The sequence below is a fragment of the Kribbella sp. NBC_00359 genome (assembly GCF_036097425.1).
Taxonomy (GTDB): Bacteria; Actinomycetota; Actinomycetes; order Propionibacteriales; family Kribbellaceae; genus Kribbella.
This window is the reverse complement of the sequence record NZ_CP107975.1, coordinates 7,840,475-7,867,093: the sequence shown is the minus strand read 5'-3', so window position 1 is coordinate 7,867,093 and position 26,619 is coordinate 7,840,475. Positions and strand designations below refer to the sequence as shown.

The window sequence follows — 26,619 nt, the reverse complement described above, 5'->3', positions numbered from 1 at the left end:
GTGGATAACCCGACTATGTGCACCAGATCCGTACGACGACTCGCGAGATGTACGGACGTGGTGCACAAAGTCGCCTCCTGAGCCGAGGGCCGAGGGCGAGAGATCCAGCCGGTGGGGGACGGTGGTTGGGAAAGTCGGGTGCGGGGTGTCGGTGGGGTGGTGTGTGATCGGGGTATGGCGACTGTGTTGGGGACTCCGGGGATCGATGGGTTGGGCGAGGTTGTGCGGGTGCTGCGGGAGTGGCAGTACGACGGGGCCGCTGTGCAGCTGCATCCGGGGGATCTGGGGTGGTTCTGGCGGTTCGGTGACGAGGCGATGGCGGCCGCGACCAGGACCTGGAGCCGGGACGGGGAGATCCTGGCCGTCGGGATGCTCGACGATCCGGAGCTGCTGCGGCTCGCGATCGCGCCGGACACTCAGCAGGACGAGGAGCTCGCGCAGCGCCTGGTCGAGGACGTGTCCGCGCCGGAGGCCGGAGTACTGATCGAGGGCAAGGTGTACGTCGAGGCCCCGATGGGAGCGCTCGTCCAGGACCTGCTGTTCAAAGACGGCTGGATGGCGGACGATCCGTGGGTGCCGCTGCGGCGCGACCTGAGCGAGCCCGTGCCGGACCCCGGCCTGCGGGTCGATGTCATCGGGGCCGAGGAGGCGCACGAGCGGACCGCCGTCCAACGGGCGTCGTTCGACGGGTCGACGTTCACCGACGCCCGGTGGCACGCGATGGCCGACGGCGAGCCGTACGCCGACGCGCGCTGTCTCGTCGGCCGCAACCAGCTGGGCGAGTCCGTGGCGGCCGTGACCGTGTGGTCGGCGGGGGAGGGCAAGCCGGGGCTGATCGAGCCGATGGGCGTGCATCGGATGCACCGCGGGCGCGGCTACGGCACGGCGATCACCGTCGCGGCAGCGCGAGCCCTCCAGGAGCTGGGTTCGTGCAGCGCGGTGGTGTGCACGCCGGGCTTCAACGTCGGCGCCATCGCCACCTACGAGGCGGCCGGCTTCGAGCGGTTGCCAGAGACCAGAGACCTGTACCGGGACGCCTAAGCGGCCGCGTCGTCGGCGGCGCGGAGGACGCGGAGGATGTTGCCGCTGGCAAGTTTTGCCAGTTCGGTGTCGTTCCAGCCGCGGTCGGCCAGCGCCTCGAAGAGGGCCGGGTACGACGCGACGTCCGCGAGGCCGGTGGGGAATTCGGGACAGCCGTCGTAGTCGCCGCCGAGGCCGATGTGGTCGACGCCGGCGATCCCGCGGACGTGGTCGACGTGCTCGACCACGTCGTCCAGGGTGACCTCGGGCTTCGGCACGTCGTACGACTCGGCCAGCTTCGCCTGGTCGGCCGGGTTCATCGGGTTCAGGTCCGGCTGCGCCTCCTTGGCTCCCTTGACCCAGTCGACGTACGCCTGGGAGACGAAGTACGGGACGAAGGTCACCATGCAGACGCCGTCGTTGCCGGCCAGGGTCTCGAGCACGTCGTCCGGCGCGTTCCGCGGTACGTCGCAGATCGCGCGGGCCGACGAGTGGCTGAAGATCGCCGGCGCGCTGGTCACCCGCAACGCATGCCGCATGGTGTCCGCGGAGACGTGCGAGAGGTCGACCAGCATGCCGATCCGGTTCATCTCCCGGATGACCTCCTCGCCGAACTCGTTCAGCCCGCCGAGCACCGGCTCGTCGGTCGCCGAGTCCGCCCAGGACACGTTGTTGTTGTGCGTGAGCGTCATGTACCGCACGCCCAGCTCCCGCATGACCCGCAGCACCCCGAGTGACTCACCGATCGAGTGGCCGCCCTCCATCCCCATCAGCGAGGCGACCCGGCCGGCCTTGATCGCGGCGTCGACGTCATCCGCGGTCGATGCGAGCTGGAGCCAGGCCGGGAACCGCTCCACGAGCCGATGCACGAAGTCGACCTGCTCGAACGTACGCCGTACCGAGTGCTCGTCCTGGGGGACCCACAGGGACCAGAACTGCGCGCCGACGTGTCCGGTCCGCAACCGCGGCAGGTCCGTGTGCAGGGACGGCACCGAGCCGCTCAGGTCGTGGGCGTCCAGGTCGTACCCGCACAGCTCGTAGAACGCGATCGGCAGGTCGTTGTGCCCGTCGATCACCGGGTGTTCGGTCAGCAGTTCCTGGACGCGTGCCTCACTCGTCGTCATGCCCTCATACTGTCAGCCCGTCCCACTACGCGCGTTCATCGCGAGGCACCGTGTTCGGAGTGCTCCTTGTGATCGGCGACAATGGGCGGGTGAGCATTGACGAGCTGACCTTCGACGCGGCCGGGCTGATCCCAGCAGTGGTGCAGCAGTACGACACGCGTGAGGTCCTGATGGTGGGCTGGATGAACGCCGAGGCGGTCCGCCGGACCGCGGCGACCGGGCGGAGCACGTTCTGGTCCCGCAGCCGGCAGGAGTACTGGGTCAAGGGCGAGACCAGCGGCCATCGTCAGCACGTCAAGCAGATCCTCGTCGACTGCGACGCCGACACCCTGCTCGTCCTCGTCGACCAGGAAGGCCCGGCCTGCCACACCGGCACCCGCACCTGCTTCGAACACGGCGAGATCGAGGTCAAAGCGTGACAGTGCTTTTGGCCGGGCCTTCGGCGCCGGCGGGGTCATGGGGCCTTGGCTCCCGGCCTTCCCTCGTCGCTCCAGTCGCTGCGTTGGATGCCACGCCTCCGGCGCGGCAGGTCATGGGGCTTGACTCCCGGTCTTCCCTCGTCACTCCGGTCGCTTCGCTCCCTGCGTTCCTCAGTCCAGACCGGGGCCCCATGACCGGGCTCCCTGCGCTCCTCAGTCCAGGCCGGGAGGCCCCATGACCACGAACCCGGCCATCGAGACCTTCCGCGACTATGCCAAGGACCGCCGGGTCATCCCGGTGACGCGGCGGCTGATGGGCGATGCGGAGACGCCGATCGGTGTCTACGGCAAGCTCGCCGCCGAGCGCGAAGGCACCTTCCTGCTGGAGTCCGCGGAGAACGGCGGCGTCTGGTCGCGCTACTCGTTCATCGGCGTGCGCAGCGCGGCGACGCTGACCGAGCGCGACGGCGAGGCGATCTGGACCGGGAACCCGCCGGTCGGCCTGCCGCAGACCGGTGACCCCCTGAAGGCGCTGCGCGAGACGCTGGAGATCCTGCACACGCCCCGGCTGCCCGACCTGCCGCCACTGACCGGCGGCATGGTCGGCTTCCTCGGGTACGACGCGGTCCGCCGGCTCGAACGGTTGCCCGACACAACGACCGACGACCTCGGCCTGCCCGAGCTGACGTTCCTGTTCGCCACCGACCTGGCCGCCCTCGACCACGAGACCGGCGAGATCTGGCTGATCGCGAACGCGGTCAACTGGGACGACTCCGACGAGCGTGTCGACGAGGCCTACGCGGACGCCGTACGCCGCCTCGACGCGATGGAGGCGGATCTGGCCCAGCCCACCCCGTCGTACGTCGTGCGCGCGGACCGGACCGCGGTTCCGGATCCCCACCGGCAGCGGTCCAGCGCGGAGTACCGGGAGGCCGTCGAGCACGCCAAGGAGGAGATCCGGGCCGGCGAGGCGTTCCAGATCGTCGTGTCCCAGCGGTTCGAGCTGCAGACCACGGCGTCCGCGCTCGACATCTACCGGGTGCTGCGCCGCTCCAACCCGAGCCCGTACATGTACCTGGTCCGCCTGGACGGGTTCGACATCGTCGGATCGAGTCCCGAGGCGCTGGTCAAGGTCACCGACAACAAGGTGATCCTGCACCCGATCGCCGGCACCCGCCGCCGCGGCGCCACGCCGGAGGAGGACCACGCGCTGGAGGAGGAGCTGCGCGCCGACGCCAAGGAGCGCGCCGAGCACCTGATGCTGGTCGACCTCGGCCGCAACGATGTCGGCCGGGTCTGCGCGCCCGGCACCGTGGAGGTGGTCGACTTCATGGACGTCCGCCGCTACAGCCACGTGATGCACCTGGAATCGACCGTCACCGGGCAGCTGGCGGCCGGCAAGACCGCGTTCGACGCGCTCACCGCCGCGTTCCCGGCCGGGACGCTGTCCGGTGCGCCGAAGCCGCGGGCGATGGAGATCATCGACAAACTCGAGGTGACCCGGCGCGGTGTGTACGGCGGTGTCGTCGGCTACCTGGACTTCGCCGGTGACGTGGACACCGCGATCGCCATCCGGACCGCGGTGTTGCGCGGCTCCACGGCGTACGTGCAAGCCGGCGCGGGCATCGTCGCCGACTCCGATCCGGCCGCCGAGGACGCCGAGTGCCGGACCAAGGCGGCCGCCGTCCTGAACGCGATCGCGGTCGCGGGAACGTTCAGCGACGTATGAAGCCGCAGCGACTCGTCGATCTCCTCGCCCTCGTGGCGCTGGTGCTGCTCGGGTTGTCGGCGTACCTGACGTGGTCGACGGCGCATCCGGGCAGCGGGCGCCCGAGTGTGGACTTCAACGGCTACACCGTGACCAAGGCACCGGTGACGCTGGCACTCGCTTCGGTGGTCGCGATCGTCGTTACGAAACTCGCAGGTACAGCATTGCGCCGCGTGCTGGGCGCGCTGGTGCTGTTGATGGGCGTTGCCGCGATCGCCGTCGCGCTGCAGGTCCGGCCCGACGTGAGTGAGCTGAGCAGGATCCGGCCGGAGCTCAGTCAGGCGGTCACCGACCACGTCAGTCTGTCCGGCGGTCCGGCGCCCTGGTTCGCCCTGGCCGGGGGCGTCGCGCTGGTCGCGACGGGCCTGATCGCCTTGCTGACAGCGCATCGATGGGGTCGCGCGACGGCGCGCTACGAGCGTGATCCGGCCGCCGCACCGGCCGATCAGTGGAAGGCGATCGACGCCGGGGAGGACCCGACTCTCTGACCGCGGCGGCCTACCGCCACAATAGGACGGGACGACAACGAGGAGTGGCGCCAACCATGGACAATACGACGGCCGATCAAGTAGCGACGCGGGTGAGCGAGGAGGCTCCCCACGACCTGCACGGCAACAGCCCGGCGGCGTGGACCGCGGTGACCATCGTGCTGATCGCGTTCACGGTCGGCGCCATCGCGATGGTGCTCGGTCCGAACTGGGTGCTGTTCTGGATCTCGGTCGCCATCGCGGTGCTGGGTGCGCTGACCGGCAAGGTCATGCAACTGCTGGGGTTCGGGGTCCCGGCCGACGGCGACCACTGAGGGGCGGACGGACATGACTGTGCTTGACGACATTCTCGCGGGGGTCCGGGAGGACCTCGCGGAGCGCCAGGCGCGGGTCAGCCTGGACGACCTGAAGCAGGAAGCCCAGCGCAAGCCCGACGCCAAGGACCCGATGCCGGTGTTCCGCGGTGACGGGATCGCGATCATCGCCGAAGTGAAGCGATCCAGCCCGTCCAAGGGCGAGCTGGCCGAGATCACCGACCCGGCCGCGCTGGCCGGGGAGTACGAGGAGGGCGGTGCGGCGGCGATCTCCGTGCTGACCGAGCGACGCCGGTTCAACGGCAGCCTGGACGACCTGCGCGCGGTGCGCGGCCGGGTCGACGTCCCGGTCCTGCGGAAGGACTTCATCGTCTCGTCGTACCAGCTCTGGGAGGCGCGTGCGGCCGGCGCCGACATGGTGCTGCTGATCGCCGCGGCGCTGGAGCAGGAGGCCCTGGTCTCGCTGATCGAGCGGGCGCACTCGATCGGCCTGTGCCCGCTGGTCGAGGTGCACGACGAGGAGGAGACCCGGCGTGCGGTGGATGCCGGCGCTCAGCTGATCGGCGTGAACAACCGGAACCTGAAGACTCTCGAGGTCGACCGGGACACCTTCGCCCGGGTCGCGCCGACGATCCCGTCGAACCTGGTCCGGGTGGCGGAGTCCGGCGTTCGCGGCCCGCATGATGTAATCGAGTTCGCGCGCGCCGGGGCCGATGTCGTCCTCGTCGGTGAAACCCTGGTGACCGGCCGCGATCCCCGCGCCTCGGTCGCCGACCTCGTCGCCGCCGGATCGCATCCCGCCATCCAGCAGCGGCACTAGACCTCCTCGGCCGGTCCAAACGGCACGGGGCAGTATCTCTCCCGGGCCTTGGGCCGGGTTTGGAAGGTTTGTCGGATGAGTACTGTGCTGCCCGACCAGCTCGGGCACTTCGGCCGTTTCGGCGGCAGGTTCATGCCCGAGGCGCTGATCGCGCCGCTCGACGAGCTCACCACGGCCTGGCGCGAAGCCATGGCCGACCCGGAGTTCACCGGTGAGTTCGAGCGGATGCTGCACGAGTACATCGGCGCCCCGAGCCTGCTGTACGACGCGACCCGGCTGTCCGACGCGGCCGGCGCCCGGATCCTGCTGAAGCGCGAGGACCTGAACCACACCGGTGCGCACAAGATCCGGAACGCGATCGGCCAGGCCCTGCTGACCAAGCGGATGGGCAAGACCCGCGTGATCGCCGAGACCGGCGCCGGCCAGCACGGCGTCGCAACCGCGACGGCGTGCGCCTACCTGGACCTCGAGTGCGTGGTCTACATGGGTGAGGTCGACACCCAGCGGCAGGCGCTGAACGTGGCCCGGATGCAGCTGCTCGGCGCCGAGGTCATCTCGGTGAAGACCGGCAGCCGGACGCTGAAGGACGCGATCAACGAGGCCCTGCGCGACTGGGTCGCCAGCGTGGACAAGACGCACTACATCCTGGGGACGGCGGCCGGCTCGCACCCGTTCCCCGCCATGGTGCGCGACTTCGTCCGCGGTATCGGCGACGAGGCCAGGGAGCAGTCGCTCGAGTTGCTCGGCAAGCTCCCGGACGCCGCGGTGGCGTCCGTCGGCGGCGGATCGAACGCGATCGGCCTGTTCACCGCGTTCATCCCCGACGAGAACGTGAAGCTGTACGGCATCGAGCCGGGTGGCGACGGGTTCGAGACGGGCCGGCACGCGGCCACGATCACCGCCGGGCAGGTCGGCGTACTGCATGGTGCGCGGTCGTTCCTGTTGCAGGACGAGGACGGGCAGACGATCGAGTCGCACTCGATCTCGGCCGGGCTGGACTACCCCGGGGTCGGGCCGGAGCACGCGTGGCTGGCCGAGACCGGGCGGGCGTCGTACCGGCCGATCACGGACGCCGAGGCGATGGAGGCGTTCAAGCTGCTGTCCCGGACCGAGGGCATCATTCCGGCGATCGAGTCCGCACACGCGGTCGCCGGCGCGCTCGACATCGCGACCGAGTTGGGGCCGGAGGCAACCATTCTGGTGAACCTGTCCGGTCGCGGGGACAAGGACATGGACACGGCCGCCACCTGGTTCGGCCTCGGCGAGAAAGAGGCCACCGGTGAGTGATCTGGTTGCCCTGGGCAAGGCCGGCGCCGCGATCCGGAAGGCCAACGACGAGGGCCGCGGCGCCCTGGTCGGCTACCTGCCGGCCGGCTTCCCGACGTACGACGGCGGTGTGGACGGGATCAAGGCGATGATCGACGGCGGCGTCGACGTGGTCGAGGTCGGCCTCCCGTACAGCGACCCGGTGATGGACGGCGTGACCATCCAGCGCGCCACCGAGGTGGCCCGGGCCGGTGGGCTGCGGACCCGCGACGTGCTGAGCACGATCGAGAAGGTCGCGGCGTACTCCGATGTGCCGGTGCTCGTGATGACGTACTGGAACCCGGTCGAGCGGTACGGCGTGGACCGGTTCGCCGCGGACTTCGCCGGCGTCGGGGGAGCGGGCCTGATCACGCCCGACCTGATCCCGGAGGAGGCTGCCGAGTGGATCGCGGCCGCGGACAAGCACGACCTGGACAAGGTGTTCCTGGTCTCACCGTCGTCGACCGACGAGCGGATCCGGATGACCACGGCCGCCTGCCGCGGCTTCGTCTACGCGACCGCTGTGATGGGTGTCACCGGTGCCCGGGACAAGCCGTCGGAGCTGGCGGCGCCACTGGTGGCGCGGACGAAGGCGGTCACCGGCCTGCCGGTCGGTGTCGGTCTCGGCATCTCGAACGCCGACCAGGCGGCCGGTGTGGCGGCGTTCGCGGACGCGGCGATCGTCGGCGCGGCCCTCGTCAAGGCGCTCGAGGACGGCGGGTCGGCCGGGGTCCGCGCGCTCGCGGAAGCCCTGTCCGAAGGCGTCCGCAGGGAACCCAGCGCCGCCGCGAGTCGTTAGTACGCCGTGAGTCGAACCAGGAACGCGGCACTTCTACTGGCCGCGGTGGCTCTGCTCGCCCTCGCGGGCTGCAGTGGCGGCGACAAGGAGAAGGCGGACAACCCCGGCGGTGCGATCATCCGCACCACGCAGGATCCGAACGGTCTGCGCGGGGCGACGCTGGACCGGCCGTACTCGTTGCCCGCGGCCACCCTGACCGACACCGGCGGGAACCCGTTCAACCTGGTCACCTCGACCAAGAAGCCGGTCACCCTGGTGTTCTTCGGCTACACGAACTGCCCCGACGTGTGCCCGACCGTGATGGCCGACGTGGCCTCCGCGCTGACCAAGCTCGACCAGCCGGTGCGGGACCAGGTGCAGTTGCTGTTCATAACCACCGACCCGGCCCGTGACACCGGCCCGGTGATTCGCAAGTACCTGGACCGGTTCGACCCGTCGTTCGTCGGGCTGACCGGTTCGCTGACGTCGATCAAGGACATCGCGAAGGCCGTCGGCGTACCCGTGGAAGGGATGCAGAAGCTACCCTCCGGCGGGTACGAGGTCGGTCACGGTGCGCAGGTGATCGGCTTCGGCAAGAACGACAAGGCGAACGTGCTCTGGTTGTCGAACGCCGCCATCGGCGACCTGGCCCACGACTTCGGGAAGCTGGTGGAGGACAACCAGTGAATCGTCGACCCTGGTTCGAATGGGTCTCGCTGGGAGCGCGGCTCGTGCTCGGCGGCGTGATGCTGGTGGCGGGCGCGTTGAAGGTGACCGATCCGGAGACGGCGGCCCAGGCGGTCCGCGCGTACGAGCTGCTGCCGGCGTCGCTGGCGGCGCCGGTGGGCTGGGGACTGCCGTTCCTGGAGATCGCGATCGGATTGCTGTTGATCGTCGGTTTCGGTGTCCGCGCCGCCGCGGCCGCCGCGGGTGTTTTCATGGTCGTGTTCATCGCCGCGGTGGCGTCCGCCTGGGCGCGCGGCCTGGCGATCGACTGCGGCTGCTTCGGCGGCGGCGGCCAGGTCGCCCCCGGTCAGACGAGGTACCTCCAGGAGATCCTGCGGGACGTCGGCCTGCTGCTGCTGGCGGCCTGGCTGTGGTTGAACCCCACCAGCAAGTACGCCGTGGAACCCGAACCGCAAGGAGTCACCGCGTCGTGAGCAAGACCAATGCCCCCGCGAGTTCGCTGCCGCAGCAGCCGAAGCGGCGGATCTCGCCCGGCATCATCGTGGTGATCGTGCTGGTGCTGGCCCTCGCGGGCGGCGTCGGCGTGCAGTACTGGCGTGGGCACTCCAAGGTCGAGGTGAGCTCGAACGGCAAACCCGAGCCCACCGTGATCACCGGCCCGGGCACGTCCGGCAAGGGCGTCACCGTCGGCAACGCCGACGCCAAGGTGCACATCGACATCTACCTCGACTTCCGCTGCCCGCACTGCGCGGAGTTCGAGGAGTCGACCGGTACGACCGTCGACAAACTCGTCCAGGACGGTACGGCGACGCTGACCTACTGGCCGCTCGCCTTCGTCAACCCGGACGCCTCGCCCCGGCTGGCCAACGCCTTCGCCGCCGCGGCCGCGAACGGCAAGGCGCTCAGCTACGCCGACGAGATGTACGGCGACTTCAGCAAGTCGTGGACCACGGACCAGCTGCTCGACTTGGGCAGCCAGCTCGGTATCGGTGACGCGAAGTTCCAGCAGGCCGTGCGGGACAACAGCTACGGCGGCTGGCTCGACACGGTGTCGAAGGCCGCGGACGACCGCGGCGTGACCGGGACCCCGACGGTCTACGTCAACGACAAGCAGCTGGAAGCCGACCAGCTGACCGCCGACGGCTTGCAGAAGGCCGTCGATGCCATCGCGAGCTGACGCACCGAGTCCCCATCGTGACCATGAGTTTCTGGTCGTGCCCGGGCCGGTCGAGTAGCGTTCCCCTTTGCCATGTCTAGTCTGATTCCCGCCGTGATGGTTCCGGCGTTCATTCCCAGCCCGAGCCAGGGTGTCTGGCACATCGCCGGCCTGCCCATCCGCGCGTACGCGCTGTGCATCCTGGCCGGTATCTTCGCCGGCTACTGGCTCGGCCGCCACCGCTGGGTCGCCCGCGGCGGCTCACCGACCGTGCTCGCCGACATCATGTTCTGGGCCATCCCGTTCGGGCTGGTCGGCGCCCGGATCTACCACGTCGTCACCGATGCCGAGCTGTACTTCGGCGAAGGCCGGCACCCGATCGACGCGCTGAAGATCTGGCACGGCGGGCTCGGCATCTGGGGCGCGGTCGGCTTCGGTGCGCTCGGCGCCTGGATCGCCTGCCGGCGGGCCAAGGTGCCGTTCCTGGCGGTCGCGGACGCGATGGCGCCGGGGATCGCGCTGGCGCAGGTGTTCGGCCGGTTCGGCAACTACTTCAACCAGGAGCTGTTCGGCAAGCCGACGACCAAGCCGTGGGGCCTGGAGATCTCGCCCGAGCACCGCCCGGACGGGTACGCCGACTTCGCCACCTTCCACCCGACGTTCCTGTACGAAGCGATCTGGAACCTCGGCGTGGTCGCGCTGGTCATCCTGGTCGACCGCCGCTTCAAGCTGGGCCACGGCCGCGCGTTCTTCCTCTACGTGGCCGGCTACACCCTGGGCCGCGCCTGGATCGAGAACCTGCGCATCGACACGGTCAACCATTTCCTCGGCCTCCGGCTGAACGTGTGGACCGCCATCATCCTGTTCGTCCTCGCCGTCGCCGCCTTCATCATCAGCGCCCGCAAGTACCCCGGCCAGGAAGACATCTCCACCGGCCCCTCCGCCGGCAAGCCGGCCGGTGCTGAGAAGACGGAAGCCGACGCCGACGCCGCGGCAGACGCCGACGAGCCGAGCGAAGCGAAGGCCGACGCGGCGACGCCGGAGGCGAGCTCCGCGGATCCGGCTGCTGGGACGGGCTCTGGCGACCCCACCTCCGCCTCGGCGGAGCCGGCCGGAGGACCGGCTGCCGAGGCGACCCCGGCAGACAAGCCGAAGGTTGACGCGACCAACGGTTCCGACTCAGATAGGTCTCGTGACTGAGGTTCCCGAGGTTTCTGCCGAGCATCACGGAGATCACACTCACCGTGATGTGAACGGCGGCTGGCTGCGTCCGGCCGTGTTCGGCGCGATGGACGGCCTGGTCTCGAACTTCGCCCTGATCGCCGGCATGGACGGCGGTACGGCGTCCGGCTCGAGTGTGATCGTGCTCGCCGGGCTGGCCGGCCTGGCCGCGGGCGCGTTCTCGATGGCGGCAGGGGAGTACACCTCCGTCGCCTCCCAGCGCGAGCTCGCCCACGCCGAGATCGAGCTCGAACGCCAGGAGATCAAACGGCACCCGATCGACGAGGAGATCGAGCTCGCCGAGACCTACCGCGCCAAGGGCCTCGACCCGGACCTGGCCAGCAAGGTCGCGAAACAGTTCCACACCGACCCCGACCAGGCCCTCGAGGAACACGTCCGCGAAGAGCTCGGCATCGACCCCAACGACCTGCCGAACCCGGTCATCGCGGCCGCGTCGTCGTTCATCTGCTTCGCGGTCGGCGCGTTCATCCCGCTGCTGCCGTACCTCCTCGGCGCCGGCAGCGTCATACCGGCCCTGATCATGTCGCTGACCGCGCTCTTCGTCTGCGGCGCGGTCGTCTCCCGCGTGACCAGCCGGTCCTGGTGGTACTCCGGCTTCCGCCAACTCATCCTCGGCGGTCTGGCCGCGGCCCTCACCTACTTCGTCGGAACGTTGGTCGGAACCGGCATCGGCTGACTGTGCGTGAACAGCCCGCTGTAGGCGTTGAGCGCGGGCTGGCCGCCCAAGTGGGCATAGAGGACATTGGAGTCCTTGGGGATGTCGCCGTTCCGGATCAGGTCGATGAGTCCGGCCATCGACTTTCCCTCGTAGACCGGGTCGATGATCATCCCTTCGAGCTGACCGGTGAGCCGGATCGCGTCCAGCGTGGACTCCACCGGGATCCCGTACCGGTCACCGGCCCAGCCTTCGAGCACGGTGATCTCGTCGTCGCGCAGGTCGCGGCCGAGCTCGATCAGCTCCGCGGTGGCGCGGGCGATCCGCTCGACCTGGTCGCGGGTCTCCTGCAGCTTCGCGCTCGCGTCGATCCCGATCACCCGCCGCGGCCGGTCCTGCCCGGCGAACCCGGCGATCATCCCCGCCTGCGTCGACCCGGTCACCGCACACACGACGATCGTGTCGAAGAAGACCCCGAGCTCCCGCTCCTGCTGCTCGACCTCGACCGCCCAGTTCGCGAATCCGAGTCCACCGAGCCGGTGGTCCGAAGCACCTGCCGGGATCGCGTACGGCGTACCTCCGCGCGCCTCGACGTCGGCCAGGGCCTCCTTCCAGCTGTCCTTGAAGCCGATCCCGAACCCGGCCGGATCGAGCCGGACCTCGGCGCCCATGATCCGGCTGAGCAGGATGTTCCCGACCCGGTCGTTGAGCGCGTCCGGCCAGTCGACCCAGTTCTCCTGCACCAGCACGGCCTTCAACCCGACCTTCGCCGCGACGGCCGCGACCTGCCGGGTGTGGTTGGACTGATATCCGCCGATCGACACCAACGTGTCCGCACCCTGCGCCAGCGCGTCCGGAATCAGGTACTCCAGCTTCCGGGTCTTGTTCCCGCCGTACGCGAGCCCGGAGTTGCAGTCCTCCCGCTTGGCCCAGACCCGAGCCCCACCGAGATACGCACTCAGCCGATCTAGCGTGTGCACCGGACTCGGCCCGAACGTGAGCGGATACCGCGGAAAATCACCCAGCGCCATACGTTCCTCCCAAAACTCGGTCGCCGTCCGGCGTGGTCCTGACTAGCGTGCCCCAGGTGTTCCCCGGCGAGATCGACGTACTCCCAGACATCTACCTCAATCACCTGGGCACCATCTTCACCCGCTTCACCACCCAGGACTCCGGCAACATCTCGTACGGCGTCCGGACCGCCACTCGGAAGAAGTACTTCGTCAAGACCGCGGGCGATCCCGCGGACTCCGCGCCGTACCTCGACTTCGACGGCCGGGTCGCGTTGTTGCGCAACGCCGCAGCCCTTGCGGAGTCCGTCGTACACCCGGCCCTCCCAGCCCTCCACGCCGTCATCGAATCGCCGGCCGGCCCGCTCCTCGTCTACGACTGGCGTGACGGCGAGCACCTCGGCACCAACCGCGACGACCCTGCCAGCGCCCACCAACGCTTCAAGGCCTTGCCGGTGCCGGAGATCCTCGCCGCTCTGGATGCTCTCTACGACCTCCATGCCCGCCTCGACGCGGCCGGCTGGGTCGAAGGCGACTTCTACGACGGCGCCCTCCTCTACGACTTCGACGCCCACCAGTTGACCGTCGTAGACCTCGACACCTACCGCCAGGGCCCTCACTTGAACGACATGGGCCGCATGTTCGGCTCCAGCCGCTTCATGGCCCCCGAACAGTTCTCCCGTGGCGCTCCCATCGACACCCGAACCACCGCCTACGTCCTGGCCCGAGCCGCTCTCGTCCTCCTCTCCGACACCACCCTGGACCCCGACGCATTCCGCGGCACCCACGCCCACTACGCAGTACTCCAAGAAGCCACCACCACCCGCTACCCCAGCTACGAGGCCTTCCACCACGCGTGGTCGTCCGCATCCGTGCAGACGGACGGGTAGCGGTCGACGCCCAGACACGCCGGTCTCAGCAGGTGAATTTCAGGGGCTGTGGGTGGTTGTGGGGGCAGTTGGCTGGGATGATGGAGGCTGGTAGTGAGCGCTTGCTTACTGAGGGTTATGAGGGCGTTGTGACGGTGGAACGGCTGTCCATCTGTCGAGCGTCATGAGGTAGTCTCGGGACACCCGGCTTGGGCCAATGTTGTCCCGCGGCCAGTTGTTGACCGTAGGACGACGGGAGCCCCTGAATGTTTGGTCGCCCCCCATTCCCGAGCGAGGGACTCTACGACGGACAGCACGAGCACGACGCTTGTGGTGTCGCCTTCGTCGCGACCCTGACCGGTGAACCGAGCCACGACATCGTGGCCAAGGCCTTGACCGCCCTGCGCAACCTCGAGCATCGCGGCGCGTCCGGCGCCGAACCGGACTCCGGCGACGGCGCCGGCATCCTGATCCAGATCCCGGACGCCTTCTACCGCAAGGTCTGCGAGTTCGAGCTGCCGGTGCAGCGCGGTTACGCCACCGGCATCGCGTTCCTGCCGGCCGAGGCCGACGACGCGGCCAAGGCGGTTGCCCGGATCGAGGAGCTGGCCGCGGAGGAGAACCTGGCCGTCCTGGGCTGGCGGGACGTCCCGACCGACCCGGACCTGCTCGGCGCGACCGCACGCTCGGTGATGCCGACCTTCAAGCAGCTGTTCGTCGCCGCGAAGGCCGGCCGGGTGCTCGGCCTGGCGCTGGAGCGGATGGCGTTCCGGCTGCGGAAGCGGGCCGAGAAGGAGACCGAGACCTACTTCCCGTCGCTGTCGGGCCGGACCATCACCTACAAGGGGATGCTGACCACCGACCAGCTGGACAAGTTCTTCCCCGAGCTGACCGACCCCGACTTCGCGTCCGCGATCGGTGTCGTGCACTCGCGCTTCTCCACCAACACGTTCCCGTCCTGGCCGCTGGCCCACCCGTACCGGTACATCGCCCACAACGGCGAGATCAACACCGTGCAGGGCAACCGCAACTGGATGCGCGCCCGTGAGGCGCTCCTAGCCAGCGACCTGATCCCCGGCGACCTCGAGCAGCTCTACCCGATCTGTACGCCGAGCGCGTCGGACTCGGCCTCGTTCGACGAGGTCCTGGAGCTCCTGCACCTGGGCGGCCGTTCGCTCCCGCACGCGATGCTGATGATGATCCCGGAGGCGTGGGAGAACGCCACCACGATGGATCCCAAGCGGCGCGCGTTCTACGAGTTCCACTCGACGCTGATGGAGCCGTGGGACGGCCCGGCGTCGGTGGTCTTCTCCGACGGCACCAAGGTCGGCGCGGTCCTGGACCGCAACGGTCTCCGGCCGTCGCGCTACTGGGTCACCGAGGACGGTCTCGTCGTACTCGCGTCCGAGGCCGGAGTCCTCGACATCGACCCGGCGACCGTGACCGAGAAGGGCCGGCTCGAGCCCGGCCGGATCTTCCTGGTCGACGTCGAGGCGCACCGGATCATCACCGACTCCGAGGTGAAGAACGCGCTCGCCGGCGAGCACCCGTACGACGAATGGCTGCACGCCGGCCTGATCCGGTTCGAGGACCTGCACGAGCGCGAGCACGTCGTCCACAGCCACGCGTCGGTGACGCGCCGCCAGCAAGTGTTCGGGTACACCGAGGAAGAGCTGCGCGTCATCCTCACCCCGATGGCGAAAGCCGGCGCCGAGCCGATCGGCTCGATGGGCACCGACACGCCGATCGCCGTACTGAGTGACCGGCCGCGGCTGCTGTTCGACTACTTCGCCCAGCTGTTCGCGCAGGTCACCAACCCGCCGCTGGACGCGATCCGCGAAGAGCTCGTCACCTCGCTGTCGTCGAGTCTCGGCCCGGAGGCGAACCTGCTCAGCCCGAGCCCGGCGTCTTGCCGTCAGGTGGTGATCCCGTTCCCGGTGATCACCAACGACGAGCTCGCCAAACTGCGCCACATCAACCTGGACGGCGACATGCCGGGCCTGGCCACCACTGTCCTGCGCGGTGTGTACGACGTCGAAGGCGGCGGCGAGGCCCTCCGGACCCGGCTCGACGAGATCTGCGCCGAGGCCGACGCGGCGATCACCGACGGCGCCCGCATCCTGGTGCTGTCCGACCGCCACTCCAACGCCGACAGCGCGCCGATCCCGTCGCTGCTGCTGACCGCGGCGGTTCATCACCACCTGGTGAGGGAGAAGACCCGCACGCAGGTCGGACTGGTCGTCGAGGCCGGAGACGTCCGCGAGGTGCACCACGTCGCCCTCCTGATGGGGTACGGCGCGGCCGCGATCAACCCGTACCTTGCACTGGAGTCGGTCGAAGACCTCTGCCGGCGCGGCACCTACCTGCCGGGGATCGAGCCCGAGCAGGCTGTGCGCAACGTGGTCAAGTCGCTCGGCAAGGGCGTGCTCAAGGTCATGTCGAAGATGGGTGTCTCGACGGTCGCGTCGTACACCGGTGCCCAGATCTTCGAGGCGAACGGGCTGTCCCCGTTCCTGGTCGACATCTACTTCACCGGTACGTCATCGAGGATCGGCGGCGTCGGTCTGGACACGATCGCCGAAGAAGTACGCCGCCGGCACCTGCGCGCGTACCCGACGGACGGCATCCTGCCCGCGCACCGCAAGCTGGAGATCGGCGGCGAGTACCAGTGGCGCCGTGAGGGTGAGCCGCACCTGTTCGACCCGGACACGGTGTTCCGACTGCAGCACAGCACTCGGACCGGGCGCTACGACATCTTCAAGCAATACACCTCCCGCGTGGACGAGCAGTCCGAGCGGCTGATGACGCTGCGCGGCCTGTTCGGCTTCAACTCCGACCGGGAGCCGATCTCGGTCGACGAGGTGGAGCCGGTCAGCGCGATCGTCAAGCGGTTCTCCACCGGCGCGATGAGCTACGGCTCGATCAGCGCCGAGGCGCACACCACGCTGGCGATCGCGATGAACCAGCTCGGCGGCAAGTCGAACACCGGTGAGGGCGGCGAGGACTCCGACCGCCTGCACGACCCGGCCCGGCGGAGCTCGATCAAGCAGGTCGCGTCCGGACGGTTCGGCGTCACCGCGGAGTACCTGACGAACTCCGACGACATCCAGATCAAGATGGCCCAGGGCGCCAAGCCGGGCGAGGGCGGTCAGCTGCCCGGCAACAAGGTGTACCCGTGGGTGGCGAACACCCGGCACTCGACGCCGGGTGTCGGCCTGATCTCGCCGCCGCCGCACCACGACATCTACTCGATCGAGGACCTGGCCCAGCTGATCCACGATCTGAAGAACGCGAACCCGCGGGCGCGCATCCACGTGAAGCTCGTCTCCGAGGTCGGCGTCGGAACGATCGCCGCGGGGGTGAGCAAGGCGCACGCGGACGTCGTACTGATCTCCGGTCACGACGGCGGCACCGGTGCGGCGCCGCTGACCTCGCTGAAGCACGCCGGGGGTCCGTGGGAGCTCGGGCTGGCCGAGACCCAGCAAACCCTGCTGCTCAACGGTTTGCGCGACCGGATCGTCGTACAGACCGATGGTCAGTTGAAGACGGGCCGGGACGTGGTCATCGCGGCGCTCCTCGGCGCGGAGGAGTACGGCTTCGCCACCGCGCCGCTGGTGGTGTCGGGCTGCATCATGATGCGGGTCTGCCACCTGGACACCTGCCCGGTCGGCGTCGCGACGCAGAACCCGGTACTGCGCGACCGGTTCTCCGGCAAGCCCGAGTTCGTGGTGAACTTCTTCGAGTTCATCGCCGAGGAAGTCCGTGAGTACCTGGCCGAGCTGGGCTTCCGGTCCCTGGACGAGGCGATCGGGCACGCCGAGGTGCTGGACATCCAGCGCGCGGTCGACCACTGGAAGGCCGACGGGCTCGACCTGTCGCCGATCCTGCACGTGCCCGCGCTGCCCGAGGGTGCCTCGCGGCACCAGATGGTCGGGCAGGACCACGGCCTGGACAAGGCACTCGACAACGAGCTGATCCGGATCTGCCAGCCGGCCCTGGACAGCGGCGAACCCGTCCGGGCGCAGCTGGCGATCCGCAACGTCAACCGAACCGTCGGGACGATGCTCGGTCACGAGATCACCAAGCGGTACCGCGCGGCCGGCCTGGCCGACGGCACCATCGACCTGACCTTCACCGGGTCGGCCGGCAACTCGTTCGCCGCCTTCGTCCCGCGCGGTGTCACGCTGCGGCTCGAGGGTGACGCCAACGACTACGTCGGCAAGGGCCTGTCCGGTGGCCGGGTGGTGATCCGGCCGGATCGGCACGCGCGGTTCGACGCGGCCGACCAGATCATCGCCGGCAACGTCATCGGGTACGGTGCGACGTCCGGCGAGTTCTTCATCAGTGGTGGCGTGGGGCAACGGTTCTGTGTCCGGAACTCGGGCGCCACCGCGGTCGTCGAATCGGTCGGCGACCACGCCTGCGAGTACATGACCGGTGGACGCGTCGTCGTACTCGGCGCCGTCGGCCGGAACTTCGCGGCGGGCATGTCGGGCGGCGTGGCCCACGTGCTCGACCTGGACCACGCCCTGGTGAACCCGGAGCTGGTGGATCTGCACCCGGTCACCACGGACGAGTCCGAACTGCTGCACGACCTGGTCCGCAGGCACTTCGAGGAGACCGGATCGGAACGGGCGGCCAAGCTGCTCGCCGACTGGCCCGCTGCCGCCGCCAGGATCACCACGGTGATGCCCCGCGACTACGCCCGGGTGCTGGCGGCCAAGGCGGCCGCCGAGCGCGACGGGCTGGACGAGGACGCCACCACGCGAGCGATGATGGAGGCCATCTGATGGCTGACCCGAAGGGATTCCTGACCACCCGGCGTGAGGTCGCCGAACGGCGTCCGGTGGACGAGCGGGTGAAGGACTGGAAAGAGGTCTACCCCGGTGGGCCCGGCAAGGCGCTGCTGCCGATCATCACCAAGCAGGCCGGTCGCTGCATGGACTGCGGCATCCCGTTCTGCCACAACGGCTGCCCGCTGGGCAACCTGATCCCGGAGTGGAACGACCTGGTCTGGCGCGACGACTGGACCGGCGCGATCGAGCGGCTGCACGCGACCAACAACTTCCCGGAGTTCACCGGCCGGCTGTGCCCGGCGCCGTGTGAGCCGGCCTGCGTGCTCGGCATCAACCAGGAACCGGTCACGATCAAGAACGTCGAGGTCGCGATCATCGACAAGGCCTGGGAGTCCGGTGACGTCAAGCCGCAGCCGCCGGAATGGCTGACCGGCAAGACGATCGCGGTCGTCGGTTCCGGTCCGGCCGGCCTGGCCGCCGCCCAGCAGCTGACCCGCGCGGGTCACACCGTCGCGGTATACGAGCGTGCGGACGCGCCGGGTGGTCTGCTGCGGTACGGGATCCCCGAGTTCAAGATGGAAAAGGAACAGGTCGACCGCCGAATCCAGCAGATGAAGGAGGAGGGCACGGTCTTCCGCTCCGGTGTGAACGTCGGCGTGGATGTGACCGGGACCCAGCTCAAGCAGCGGTACGACGCCGTCGTGATCGCGACCGGCGCGACCGCTGCTCGCGACCTGCCGGTGCCGGGCCGTGAGCACGGCGGCATCCACCAGGCGATGGAGTACCTGCCGCAGTCCAACCGGGCCTCGCTCGGCCATCACGTCGAGGACCAGATCGTTGCCACCGGCAAAGACGTGGTGATCATCGGCGGCGGTGACACCGGTGCCGACTGCCTCGGTACGGCGCACCGGCAGGGTGCTCGCTCGGTCACCCAGCTGGAGATCATGCCGCGCCCCGGCGACGACCGGCCGGCCGGGCAGCCGTGGCCGACGTACCCGATGATCTACCGGGTCGCCTCGGCGCACGAGGAGGGTGGCGAGCGGGTCTACTCGGTCTCGACCGTCAACTTCGAGGCCGATGCCGAGGGCAACGTCTCCGGGCTGAACCTGGTCGAGGTCGAGTTCAAGGACGGCAGGTTCGTCCCGGTCGAGGGCACCGAGCGGACCATCCCGGCGCAGCTGGTGCTGCTCGCGATGGGCTTCCTCGGCCCGGAGCGCGAGGGCTTCCTCGAGCAGCTCGGCGTCGAGCTCGACGAGCGTGGCAACGTGAAGCGGGACAAGACCTACCAGACCTCGGTCGAGGGCGTCTTCGCCTGTGGCGACGCCGGCCGCGGCCAGTCCCTGATCGTCTGGGCCATCGCCGAGGGCCGCTCCTGCGCCAACGGCGTGGACACCCACCTCACCGGGTCGTCGACCCTGCCCACTCCCATCCCACCGACCGCCCGCCCGCTGGCGGTCTGAACCAGTACGACCACGGGTTCCGGTCAGCGTCTGTGTGGTTGGCCGGTGCCCGAGGTGGTGCATCCCGATAGGTTGGGAGTGTGGCTACGCGCCTGGTGACCAGAGCGAGGCTCCGTGCGATCGCGCCGTGGGCCGCACTGAGCGCGCTCTGGCTGGTCACCTCGGTCGCGATCGGTCTGTTCGCGTTCGCCAACGATTCCGAGCGGGTCACGATCGGCGCCCACGCGGCCACTGTCTCGCCGACCTTCGACGGGCACGCCACCGTCGACCTCGGCGCCGTGCTGCCCCGGTTGCGGATCCCCGCCCACAATCCGCTCGGGCTGGGCGTGAACATCGACGTCCAGGAGACCGACGCCGACAACCTGACCGACCTGATCAACCGCGACGCCCTGATCGCCTCGCAGCCCGACGGTGAGATCGCGCGGATCCAGCAGGTGGTGCAGGACATGGCGGTCGACGACGGGCTGGCCGGCGCCGGTTCCGGTCTGCTCGTGGTCGTGGTGGTGGCGACCCTCTGGGCGGTGATCGGCGCCCGGCGCCGCCGCGAGCTGTGGCATCTGGTGCACGGGCACGAACGACGCATCGAGCACCGCGCGATCGTCGTCCTGGTCGCGATGCTGATCACGATCGCGTCGATCTTCGGCCCGGCGCGGATGCGGCCGGCCGACGTACCGCCGACCGAGTGGCGCCCGCTCGCCGAATTGCTGCCGGAGATTCCCCTGGACAAACAGCTGCAGGGCGTCGAGGTCGCGTCCGGGTTCTCCACCACGGGTGGGGTGGGGGTGATCCGCACGGCGGTCGATACCTACCAGCGATCCACCCGCTTCTACGGTCAGCTGAAGGACCGGGTCGGGGACGTCGCCGACGAGATCCATCAGCCCGGCGAGGGCCAGAAGGTCGCGATCCAGGTCAGCGACCGGCACGACAACATCGGCATCGACGGCTTCGCGGCCGAGGTGGCGAAGGCGGCCGGTGCGAAGATCCTGATCGACGCCGGGGACGACACCTCGTCGGGTCAGTCCTGGGAGGTGTTCAGCATCAACTCGTTGCGCCAGCACTTCAAGGACTTCAAGGTGGTCGCCGTCGCGGGCAACCACGACGCCGGTGGACACGTCGAGAACGCCATGCGCAAGAACGGCTTCACGGTGCTCGACAGCAAGCCGGTCGACGTCGAGGGCATCCGCTTCCTCGGTGACAGCGATCCGACCAAGACCGGCCTGGGCAGTGCGGACCAGCCCGGCGACGAGACCACCTCCGAGCAGTCGAAGCGGCTGGCGGACATCGCCTGCGAGCAGCCCGAGGACAAGCGGATCTCGACGTTCGTGGTCCACGACCCGTCGTCGTTCGCCGACACCGCCGCCCGGGGCTGCGCGACCCTGCTGCTGTCGGGTCACCTGCACCGGCAGGTCGGCCCCGAGAGCAAGGTCGTCGACGACCGCCCGGTGACGACGTACACGAACGGCACGACCGGGGGAGCGGCGTACGCCTTCGCCCTCGGCTACACGCTGCGCCGGCCAGGTGAGGTCACCCTCATCACGTACCAGAAGGGGCAGCCGATCGGTCTCCAGACGGTCACCGCCGAACTGACCGGCGACATCACGGTCGGCGCCTACACCCCCTTGCCTTCTTGACGATTCAGGCTTCGGCCCCGGTTGTCATCACCTGTTGACGGGCCGGTAAGGGGGGCGGACCACCGGGTGTAGTGGTTTGTAGGAGTAGGGTTTTGTGACGTGCGTCGCGCAAAGATCGTTTGTACGCTTGGCCCGGCTACGGCCGCCCCCGAGCGCATCCTGGAACTCGTCGAAGCCGGTATGGACGTCGCCAGGCTGAACCTCAGCCACGGTGCCCATGCCGAGCATGAACGCATCTATCAGCGGATCCGTACCGCAGCGGCGGAGACCGGCCACAACGTCGGCATCCTCGTCGACCTGCAGGGCCCGAAGATCCGCCTGGCCGAGTTCGCCGAGGGCAAGGCCACGCTGACCTACGGCGAACGCTTCACGATCACCACCCGGGAGGTGCCTGGTGACGTGACCATCTGCGGTACGACGTACGACGGCCTGCCGGGCGACGTGAAGCCGGGCGACCAGCTGCTGATCGACGACGGCCGGATCGCCCTGGTCGCCGAGGAGGTGACCCTGACCGACGTGGTCTGCCGGGTCACCGTCGGCGGACCGGTGTCGAACCACAAGGGCATCAACCTGCCAGGTGTCGCGGTGAGCGTGCCGGCGATGTCGGAGAAGGACGCCGAAGACCTGCGCTGGGCGCTGCACCTGCCGGCCGACATGATCGCGCTGTCGTTCGTGCGCGACGCCGCCGACATCCAGCTGGTGCACAAGATCATGGACGAGGAGGGTCTGCGGATCCCGGTCGTCGCCAAGATCGAGAAGCCGCAGGCGGTCGCCAACCTGGACGAGATCATCGACGCCTTCGACGGGTTCATGGTGGCCCGCGGCGACCTCGGCGTGGAGCTCCCGCTCGAGGAGGTCCCGCTGGTCCAGAAGCTGATCATCGACCAGGCCCGGCTGAACGCGAAGCCGGTGATCGTCGCCACCCAGATGCTGGAGTCGATGATCTCGGCGCCGCGGCCGACCCGGGCCGAGGCCTCCGACGTCGCGAACGCCGTACTGGACGGTGCCGACGCCGTGATGCTGTCCGGTGAGACCAGCGTCGGCCGGTTCCCGATCGAGACCGTCAAGACGATGTCCCGGATCGTGGAGTCGACCGAGGAGCACGGCCTCAGCCGGGTGCAGTCGATCGAGTGGGAGCCGCGGACCAAGGGCGGCGTGATCGCCCGGGCCGCCGCGGACGTGGCCGAGCGGCTGGAGGCGAAGTACCTGATCGCCTTCACCCAGTCCGGCGACACCGCGCTCCGGCTGGCCCGCTACCGCACCGAGGTCCCGCTGCTGGCGTTCACCCCGGTCCCGTCCGTCAGCGCATGGCTCAGCGTGGTGTGGGGCATCGAGACGCACATCGTCCCCACCGTCGACCACACCGACGAGATGGTCCGCCAGGTGGACCAGCGCCTGCTCGAGCTCGGCAAACTCCAGAAGGGCGACCTGGTCGTCATCGTCGCCGGCTCCCCACCCAGCATCCCCGGCTCCACCAACGCCCTCCGGGTCCACCGCATGGGCGACGCGATCGAAGGCATTGCCCCGGCCTACCGCAGCCCCAACCCGTAACCACCTGAGGTGAGGCGGGCAGCCGGGTCGGCTGTCCGCCTCTCGTCATTCCTGCAGGTTGTAGGCGACTGGGTGCAGTGGCTGGTACACGGGCAGGCGCGCGCCGCTCGGCAGCGGGATGCTGGCGAGCCGGCCCCAGCGTTCCTCGCTGATCTCACGCGAGACCTCGACCCCGGCGTCGGCCAGCTTGTCGAACAGCGCCTCGATGTCCTCACACATCAGATAGAACTCGTGCCGCTCGTCCCCATTACTCGGATGCACCGCAACCTCCGCCGGCGGCAACCGAAAGATCAACCACCCGCCCCCGGTATCCACATGCGGAAACCCCAGCACCTCCGCAATAAACCTCCGATCAGCCTCAGCATCCCCGCTGTACAAAATCACATGAGCCCCAACAAACACGCCGCACTCCTCTCGCTCCTGCCTCACAGTACGACGAGCAACTCGCCTACGACTTCGGCCCGACAAACTCGTCCAGCCGGGCGACCCCCTCGCCCCTGGCCACCGACAACAGGTTCCGCCGTGGCATTCGCCAGGGGATGTCCAGCAAGCCGAGCGCCCACTGACAGATCCCCATGATGTCGGCGGACTCGTTGGCGAACATGTAGCGCGGGTACTCGTACTTCTTCACCTGGCCGCCCACCGTCCGGGTCGCCCAGTTCGCCACCCGGCACCCGTCCGAGTTGAACAACCCACGCAGCAACAGTTCTGGATGATCGGCAACGATCTCCCGCTGCCAGTCCGTCAGCCAGATCCGGCGGCGGTGCTTCGGCCCAGGGCCGTGTTGGGGGAACATGCACGGCCAGTGCTTCCAGTAGGAGAGGACTGAGGTGTGGCCGGCCGCCTGGACCCGGTGCACCGGTCGGCTCGGGTGAACGGCAACGATCGCTGCCTCCGCCTCGGCGATGAGGCGCGGATAGATGTCGTCGCAGGCCACCCGCAGGGCATAGACGTCTCTCCGGTGCTTCGAAAGGCAGCCGTCGCCCAGGTAGAGGCCGAGGAGATGCGCGTACGGCGGTGCCGGCAGCTTCCCGTTGGTGCAGCGTGGGCAGCCGGTCGGGTCAGAGGTGCGGCCCTCTCGACCCCGCCAGTCACGGAGCGTAGCCCGACTCACCCCGAGCCGTCCGCTGATCGCGTTGAGACTGTCGCCGGCCGCGATCGCCGCCAGTGCGACAGCACGCACCTGCTCGTCGTACATGATCCGAGCTTGCCGCGCACGACCGACAGATTGCGGTCGATGTCTGTGCCCTGGGTGGGATTCGAACCCACACTGTACGCAGTTTGAGTGCGCCCTCTCTGCCGTTGGAGTACCAGGGCATTGCGGAGAAGATCGTAACCCATCGAACGCACCGGGATCGCGCAAGGGCCGTGCCGCCACGAGGTCGTTGCCGAGTGCCCCGAAAAGCATCCCGGTGGGCAGTTCTCACCCGATGGCGCCGGATCTGCTGGGGATCGGCCGGGGTCGATAAGGTGTCGGGTGTGACTGCTAAGCGTGTGGTGATCGCTGAGGATGAGGCTTTGATCCGGATGGATCTGGCCGAGATGCTGGCCGAGGAGGGGTACGACGTCGTCGGGCAGGCGGGGGATGGGGAAGAGGCCATCCGGCTGGCGACCGAGCATCGGCCGGATCTGGTCATCCTCGACGTGAAGATGCCGAAGCTGGACGGGCTGAGCGCGGCGGAGAAGATCGCCGGCGACCGGATCGCCCCGGTGCTGATGCTGACCGCGTTCTCGCAGCGCGAGCTGGTCGAGCGGGCCCGTGACGCCGGCGCCATGGCGTACCTGGTGAAACCGTTCTCCAAGGCCGACCTGCTGCCCGCGATCGAGATCGCCGCCTCCCGGTATGTCGAGCTCGCCGAGCTGGAGCGTGAGGTCGCCGACCTGGCCGAGCGGCTGGAGACCCGCAAGCTGGTCGACCGGGCCAAATCGATCCTGCAGACGAAGTTCGGGCTGTCCGAGCCGGACTCGTTCCGGTGGATCCAGAAAACCGCAATGGATAAAAGAGTTTCCATGCGTCAGGTCGCGGAGTTGGTTGTTGACGAGGCTGGCGGTAGCGACTGAATCACTCTCCGCTCATACCCGTGAGCGCGCGTACAGCAATCACTGAACCTCACACTGCTTACCGCTGTAACGACCTCACAACACACGCTCCGTCACATCGCCGGAAGAGCTTGCTGAGGTCTAACCTGCGGGTGCTCGCGGGAAACGCGGGAGTCCGGAGTTTCCCGGACTATCCAGACATGGGAGGAACAGTGCACCAGCGTTCCGTAGTAAGGGTCGGCGCGTCGCTGATCGTTGCGTCGTTGGCCCTGACTGCCTGCGGCTCACGCAGTGGCAACGACTCCGGGGGGAACTCCGGAGGTTCGACGAAGACTGCCAAGATCGGCGTGATCGCGCCCTTGTCGGGAGACTTGTCGGCGCTGGGCCTGGGCATCCAGCACTCGGTCGAGCTGGCCGTGAAGCAGGCCAACGACTCCAACGCGATTCCGGGCTGGAAGCTCGAGGTCGTGCCGAAGGACGACGAGGCGAAGCCGGACCCGGGTAAGAACGCCGCGACCGCGCTGGCCGGTGACAAGGACGTGATCGGCGTGGTCGGCACGCTGAACACCAGCGTCAGCCAGCAGGTCCAGCCGGTCCTCGCCTCGGCGAAGATCGTCCAGGTCTCGCCGGCCAACACCGGCCCGGGCCTGACCCAGGGCGCGAACTGGCAGACGGACCCGAAGCGGCCGTACCCGACGTACTTCCGCACCTGCACCACCGACGCGGTGCAGGGTCCATTCGCGGCCCGGTACCTGTACGAGACGGCGAAGATCACCAAGGTCGCCACGATCCACGACAAGAAGGCGTACGGCCAGGGCCTGGTCGGCACCTTCACCGACGAGTTCAAGAAGCTGGGTGGTCAGGTCGTCGCGGCCCAGACCATCAACCCGGACGACTCGAACTACCAGGCCGTGATCTCCTCGATCAAGCCGTCCGGCCCGCAGGCGATCTACTACGGTGGTGAGTACCCGCAGGCCGGTCCGCTCTCGCAGCAGATGAAGGCCGCCGGTCTGAACGTCCCGCTGATGGGCGGCGACGGCATCTACGACCCGAAGTACATCACCCTGGCCGGCAAGACCAGCAGCAACGACCTGGCCACCTCGGTCGGCGCGCCGGTGGACACGCTGGACTCGGCGAAGAAGTTCGTCGCCGACTACAACGCGCAGGGCTACAAGGACCCGTACGCGGCGTACGGCGGTTACTCCTTCGACGCGGCCAACTCGATCATCAACGCGCTGAAGACCTCGCTGAAGGACGCCAGTGACGCCGAGTCGGCCCGCCAGGCCACGGTCGATGCCATGAGCAAGGTTTCCTTCGACGGTGTGACCGGCAAGGTCGCCTTCGACCAGTACGGCGACACCACCTCCAAGGTGCTCACCGTCTACAAGGTTGCCGACGGCAAGTGGGCCACGGTCGAGACCAAGGCCTTCGAGGCCAAGTAACCGGAGTCGACCTCATACCCCGGGGGTGGGAGCGATCCTCCCAC

Annotated in this window: 24 protein-coding genes and 1 tRNA gene; 20 read left to right on the top strand and 5 right to left on the bottom strand. The window is 68.8% G+C overall.

Annotated features, from left to right (window positions below):
- The first annotated feature begins 174 nt into the window (after positions 1-174).
- Positions 175-1,041, top strand: a complete 867-nt coding sequence (locus tag OG876_RS38210; RefSeq protein ID WP_328521594.1) for a GNAT family N-acetyltransferase — start codon at positions 175-177, stop codon at positions 1,039-1,041.
- On the opposite strand, the gene OG876_RS38205 is transcribed toward OG876_RS38210, so the two are convergent.
- Entirely contained in the window at positions 1,038-2,144 is a 1,107-nt protein-coding gene (locus OG876_RS38205; protein ID WP_328521593.1) for a dipeptidase, read from the bottom strand. The genes OG876_RS38210 and OG876_RS38205 overlap by 4 nt on opposite strands.
- Positions 2,145-2,233: 89 nt before the next feature.
- On the opposite strand from OG876_RS38205, the gene hisI reads away from it, so the two are divergent.
- The 12 genes from hisI (at position 2,234) to OG876_RS38145 (ending at position 11,797) form a co-directional block, all read left to right on the top strand.
- Complete coding sequence (gene hisI / locus OG876_RS38200) at positions 2,234-2,563, top strand: phosphoribosyl-AMP cyclohydrolase (RefSeq protein WP_328521592.1); 330 nt, start codon at positions 2,234-2,236, stop codon at positions 2,561-2,563.
- 235 nt (positions 2,564-2,798) lie between these two features.
- Positions 2,799-4,292, top strand: coding sequence for an anthranilate synthase component I (locus OG876_RS38195; RefSeq protein WP_328521591.1), 1,494 nt, complete (start codon positions 2,799-2,801; stop codon positions 4,290-4,292).
- On the top strand, positions 4,289-4,819 hold the full coding sequence (locus tag OG876_RS38190) for a Trp biosynthesis-associated membrane protein (RefSeq protein WP_328521590.1): 531 nt from the start codon (positions 4,289-4,291) through the stop codon (positions 4,817-4,819). Before OG876_RS38195 ends, OG876_RS38190 begins: the two co-directional genes overlap by 4 nt.
- 56 nt (positions 4,820-4,875) lie before the next feature.
- Positions 4,876-5,133 (top strand): HGxxPAAW family protein, encoded by a 258-nt coding sequence (locus OG876_RS38185; protein WP_328521589.1) that lies wholly within the window; start codon positions 4,876-4,878, stop codon positions 5,131-5,133.
- 13 nt (positions 5,134-5,146) lie between these two features.
- On the top strand, positions 5,147-5,953 hold the full coding sequence (trpC, locus tag OG876_RS38180; protein ID WP_328521588.1) for an indole-3-glycerol phosphate synthase TrpC: 807 nt from the start codon (positions 5,147-5,149) through the stop codon (positions 5,951-5,953).
- Positions 5,954-6,028: 75 nt separating this feature from the next.
- Complete coding sequence (trpB, locus tag OG876_RS38175; RefSeq protein WP_328521587.1) at positions 6,029-7,240, top strand: tryptophan synthase subunit beta; 1,212 nt, start codon at positions 6,029-6,031, stop codon at positions 7,238-7,240.
- Positions 7,233-8,057 carry a tryptophan synthase subunit alpha gene (gene trpA, locus OG876_RS38170; protein ID WP_328521586.1) on the top strand — a complete coding sequence of 275 codons (825 nt, stop codon included), beginning with the start codon at positions 7,233-7,235 and terminating at the stop codon, positions 8,055-8,057. Before trpB ends, trpA begins: the two co-directional genes overlap by 8 nt.
- Positions 8,058-8,102: 45 nt before the next feature.
- Positions 8,103-8,723 carry an SCO family protein gene (locus tag OG876_RS38165; RefSeq protein ID WP_328521585.1) on the top strand — a complete coding sequence of 207 codons (621 nt, stop codon included), beginning with the start codon at positions 8,103-8,105 and terminating at the stop codon, positions 8,721-8,723.
- Positions 8,720-9,196 (top strand): DoxX family protein, encoded by a 477-nt coding sequence (locus OG876_RS38160; RefSeq protein WP_328521584.1) that lies wholly within the window; start codon positions 8,720-8,722, stop codon positions 9,194-9,196. Before OG876_RS38165 ends, OG876_RS38160 begins: the two co-directional genes overlap by 4 nt.
- Entirely contained in the window at positions 9,193-9,900 is a 708-nt protein-coding gene (locus tag OG876_RS38155) for a thioredoxin domain-containing protein (protein WP_328521583.1), read from the top strand. The genes OG876_RS38160 and OG876_RS38155 overlap by 4 nt, the downstream gene beginning before the upstream one ends.
- A 72-nt stretch (positions 9,901-9,972) precedes the next feature.
- Positions 9,973-11,079, top strand: a complete 1,107-nt coding sequence (gene lgt / locus OG876_RS38150) for a prolipoprotein diacylglyceryl transferase (protein WP_328521582.1) — start codon at positions 9,973-9,975, stop codon at positions 11,077-11,079.
- Positions 11,072-11,797 (top strand): VIT1/CCC1 transporter family protein, encoded by a 726-nt coding sequence (locus OG876_RS38145; RefSeq protein WP_328521581.1) that lies wholly within the window; start codon positions 11,072-11,074, stop codon positions 11,795-11,797. Before lgt ends, OG876_RS38145 begins: the two co-directional genes overlap by 8 nt.
- Here the strand turns inward: OG876_RS38145 and OG876_RS38140 are convergent.
- Positions 11,758-12,807, bottom strand: coding sequence for a 1-aminocyclopropane-1-carboxylate deaminase (locus OG876_RS38140; protein WP_328521580.1), 1,050 nt, complete (start codon positions 12,805-12,807; stop codon positions 11,758-11,760). The two genes, OG876_RS38145 and OG876_RS38140, sit on opposite strands and share 40 nt — an antisense overlap.
- 56 nt (positions 12,808-12,863) lie before the next feature.
- Between OG876_RS38140 and OG876_RS38135 the strand changes: the two genes are divergently transcribed.
- The 5 genes from OG876_RS38135 (at position 12,864) to pyk (ending at position 23,093) form a co-directional block, all read left to right on the top strand.
- The gene (locus OG876_RS38135) at positions 12,864-13,676 is read left to right on the top strand and encodes a hypothetical protein (RefSeq protein WP_328521579.1); all 813 of its coding nucleotides are present in this window, start codon (positions 12,864-12,866) and stop codon (positions 13,674-13,676) included.
- A 245-nt stretch (positions 13,677-13,921) separates the two neighbouring features.
- The gene (gltB, locus tag OG876_RS38130; protein WP_328521578.1) at positions 13,922-18,445 is read left to right on the top strand and encodes a glutamate synthase large subunit; all 4,524 of its coding nucleotides are present in this window, start codon (positions 13,922-13,924) and stop codon (positions 18,443-18,445) included.
- Positions 18,445-19,911, top strand: a complete 1,467-nt coding sequence (locus OG876_RS38125) for a glutamate synthase subunit beta (RefSeq protein ID WP_328521577.1) — start codon at positions 18,445-18,447, stop codon at positions 19,909-19,911. The genes gltB and OG876_RS38125 overlap by 1 nt, the downstream gene beginning before the upstream one ends.
- 80 nt (positions 19,912-19,991) lie before the next feature.
- Positions 19,992-21,542 carry a metallophosphoesterase family protein gene (locus tag OG876_RS38120; protein WP_328521576.1) on the top strand — a complete coding sequence of 517 codons (1,551 nt, stop codon included), beginning with the start codon at positions 19,992-19,994 and terminating at the stop codon, positions 21,540-21,542.
- A 99-nt stretch (positions 21,543-21,641) separates the two neighbouring features.
- Positions 21,642-23,093, top strand: coding sequence for a pyruvate kinase (pyk, locus tag OG876_RS38115; protein ID WP_328521575.1), 1,452 nt, complete (start codon positions 21,642-21,644; stop codon positions 23,091-23,093).
- Positions 23,094-23,138: 45 nt separating this feature from the next.
- Here the strand turns inward: pyk and OG876_RS38110 are convergent, their stop codons facing one another.
- The 3 genes from OG876_RS38110 to OG876_RS38100 all read right to left on the bottom strand — a co-directional run bounded on the left by OG876_RS38110 (position 23,139) and on the right by OG876_RS38100 (position 24,410).
- Positions 23,139-23,477, bottom strand: a complete 339-nt coding sequence (locus OG876_RS38110) for a VOC family protein (RefSeq protein WP_442914202.1) — start codon at positions 23,475-23,477, stop codon at positions 23,139-23,141.
- Positions 23,478-23,541: 64 nt separating this feature from the next.
- Positions 23,542-24,291: a helix-turn-helix domain-containing protein gene (locus OG876_RS38105; RefSeq protein ID WP_328521574.1), complete on the bottom strand. Its 750-nt coding sequence runs from the start codon at positions 24,289-24,291 to the stop codon at positions 23,542-23,544.
- Positions 24,292-24,337: 46 nt separating this feature from the next.
- Positions 24,338-24,410, bottom strand: a tRNA-Leu gene (locus tag OG876_RS38100).
- 153 nt (positions 24,411-24,563) lie between these two features.
- Here OG876_RS38100 and OG876_RS38095 point away from each other — a divergent pair.
- Together OG876_RS38095 and OG876_RS38090 are read left to right on the top strand one after the other, a co-directional pair.
- A complete protein-coding gene (locus tag OG876_RS38095) occupies positions 24,564-25,154 on the top strand; it encodes an ANTAR domain-containing response regulator (protein ID WP_442914054.1) in 591 nt (196 codons plus the stop codon).
- A 179-nt stretch (positions 25,155-25,333) separates the two neighbouring features.
- Positions 25,334-26,575, top strand: a complete 1,242-nt coding sequence (locus tag OG876_RS38090; RefSeq protein WP_328521573.1) for a branched-chain amino acid ABC transporter substrate-binding protein — start codon at positions 25,334-25,336, stop codon at positions 26,573-26,575.
- Positions 26,576-26,619 lie beyond the last annotated feature (44 nt).

Bases quoted from the DNA above. Each gene is read 5' to 3' on its own strand.
- lgt (WP_328521582.1), top strand. From the start codon at position 9,973: ATGTCTAGTCTGATTCCCGCCGTGATGGTTCCGGCGTTCATTCCCAGC.
- OG876_RS38125 (WP_328521577.1), top strand. From the start codon at position 18,445: ATGGCTGACCCGAAGGGATTCCTGACCACCCGGCGTGAGGTCGCCGAA.
- OG876_RS38090 (WP_328521573.1), top strand. From the start codon at position 25,334: ATGGGAGGAACAGTGCACCAGCGTTCCGTAGTAAGGGTCGGCGCGTCG.
- OG876_RS38205 (WP_328521593.1), bottom strand. From the start codon at position 2,144: ATGACGACGAGTGAGGCACGCGTCCAGGAACTGCTGACCGAACACCCG.
- trpC (WP_328521588.1), top strand. From the start codon at position 5,147: ATGACTGTGCTTGACGACATTCTCGCGGGGGTCCGGGAGGACCTCGCG.
- trpB (WP_328521587.1), top strand. From the start codon at position 6,029: ATGAGTACTGTGCTGCCCGACCAGCTCGGGCACTTCGGCCGTTTCGGC.
- OG876_RS38210 (WP_328521594.1), top strand. From the start codon at position 175: ATGGCGACTGTGTTGGGGACTCCGGGGATCGATGGGTTGGGCGAGGTT.
- gltB (WP_328521578.1), top strand. From the start codon at position 13,922: ATGTTTGGTCGCCCCCCATTCCCGAGCGAGGGACTCTACGACGGACAG.
- OG876_RS38190 (WP_328521590.1), top strand. From the start codon at position 4,289: ATGAAGCCGCAGCGACTCGTCGATCTCCTCGCCCTCGTGGCGCTGGTG.
- OG876_RS38140 (WP_328521580.1), bottom strand. From the start codon at position 12,807: ATGGCGCTGGGTGATTTTCCGCGGTATCCGCTCACGTTCGGGCCGAGT.
- OG876_RS38185 (WP_328521589.1), top strand. From the start codon at position 4,876: ATGGACAATACGACGGCCGATCAAGTAGCGACGCGGGTGAGCGAGGAG.
- OG876_RS38105 (WP_328521574.1), bottom strand. From the start codon at position 24,291: ATGTACGACGAGCAGGTGCGTGCTGTCGCACTGGCGGCGATCGCGGCC.
- OG876_RS38195 (WP_328521591.1), top strand. From the start codon at position 2,799: ATGACCACGAACCCGGCCATCGAGACCTTCCGCGACTATGCCAAGGAC.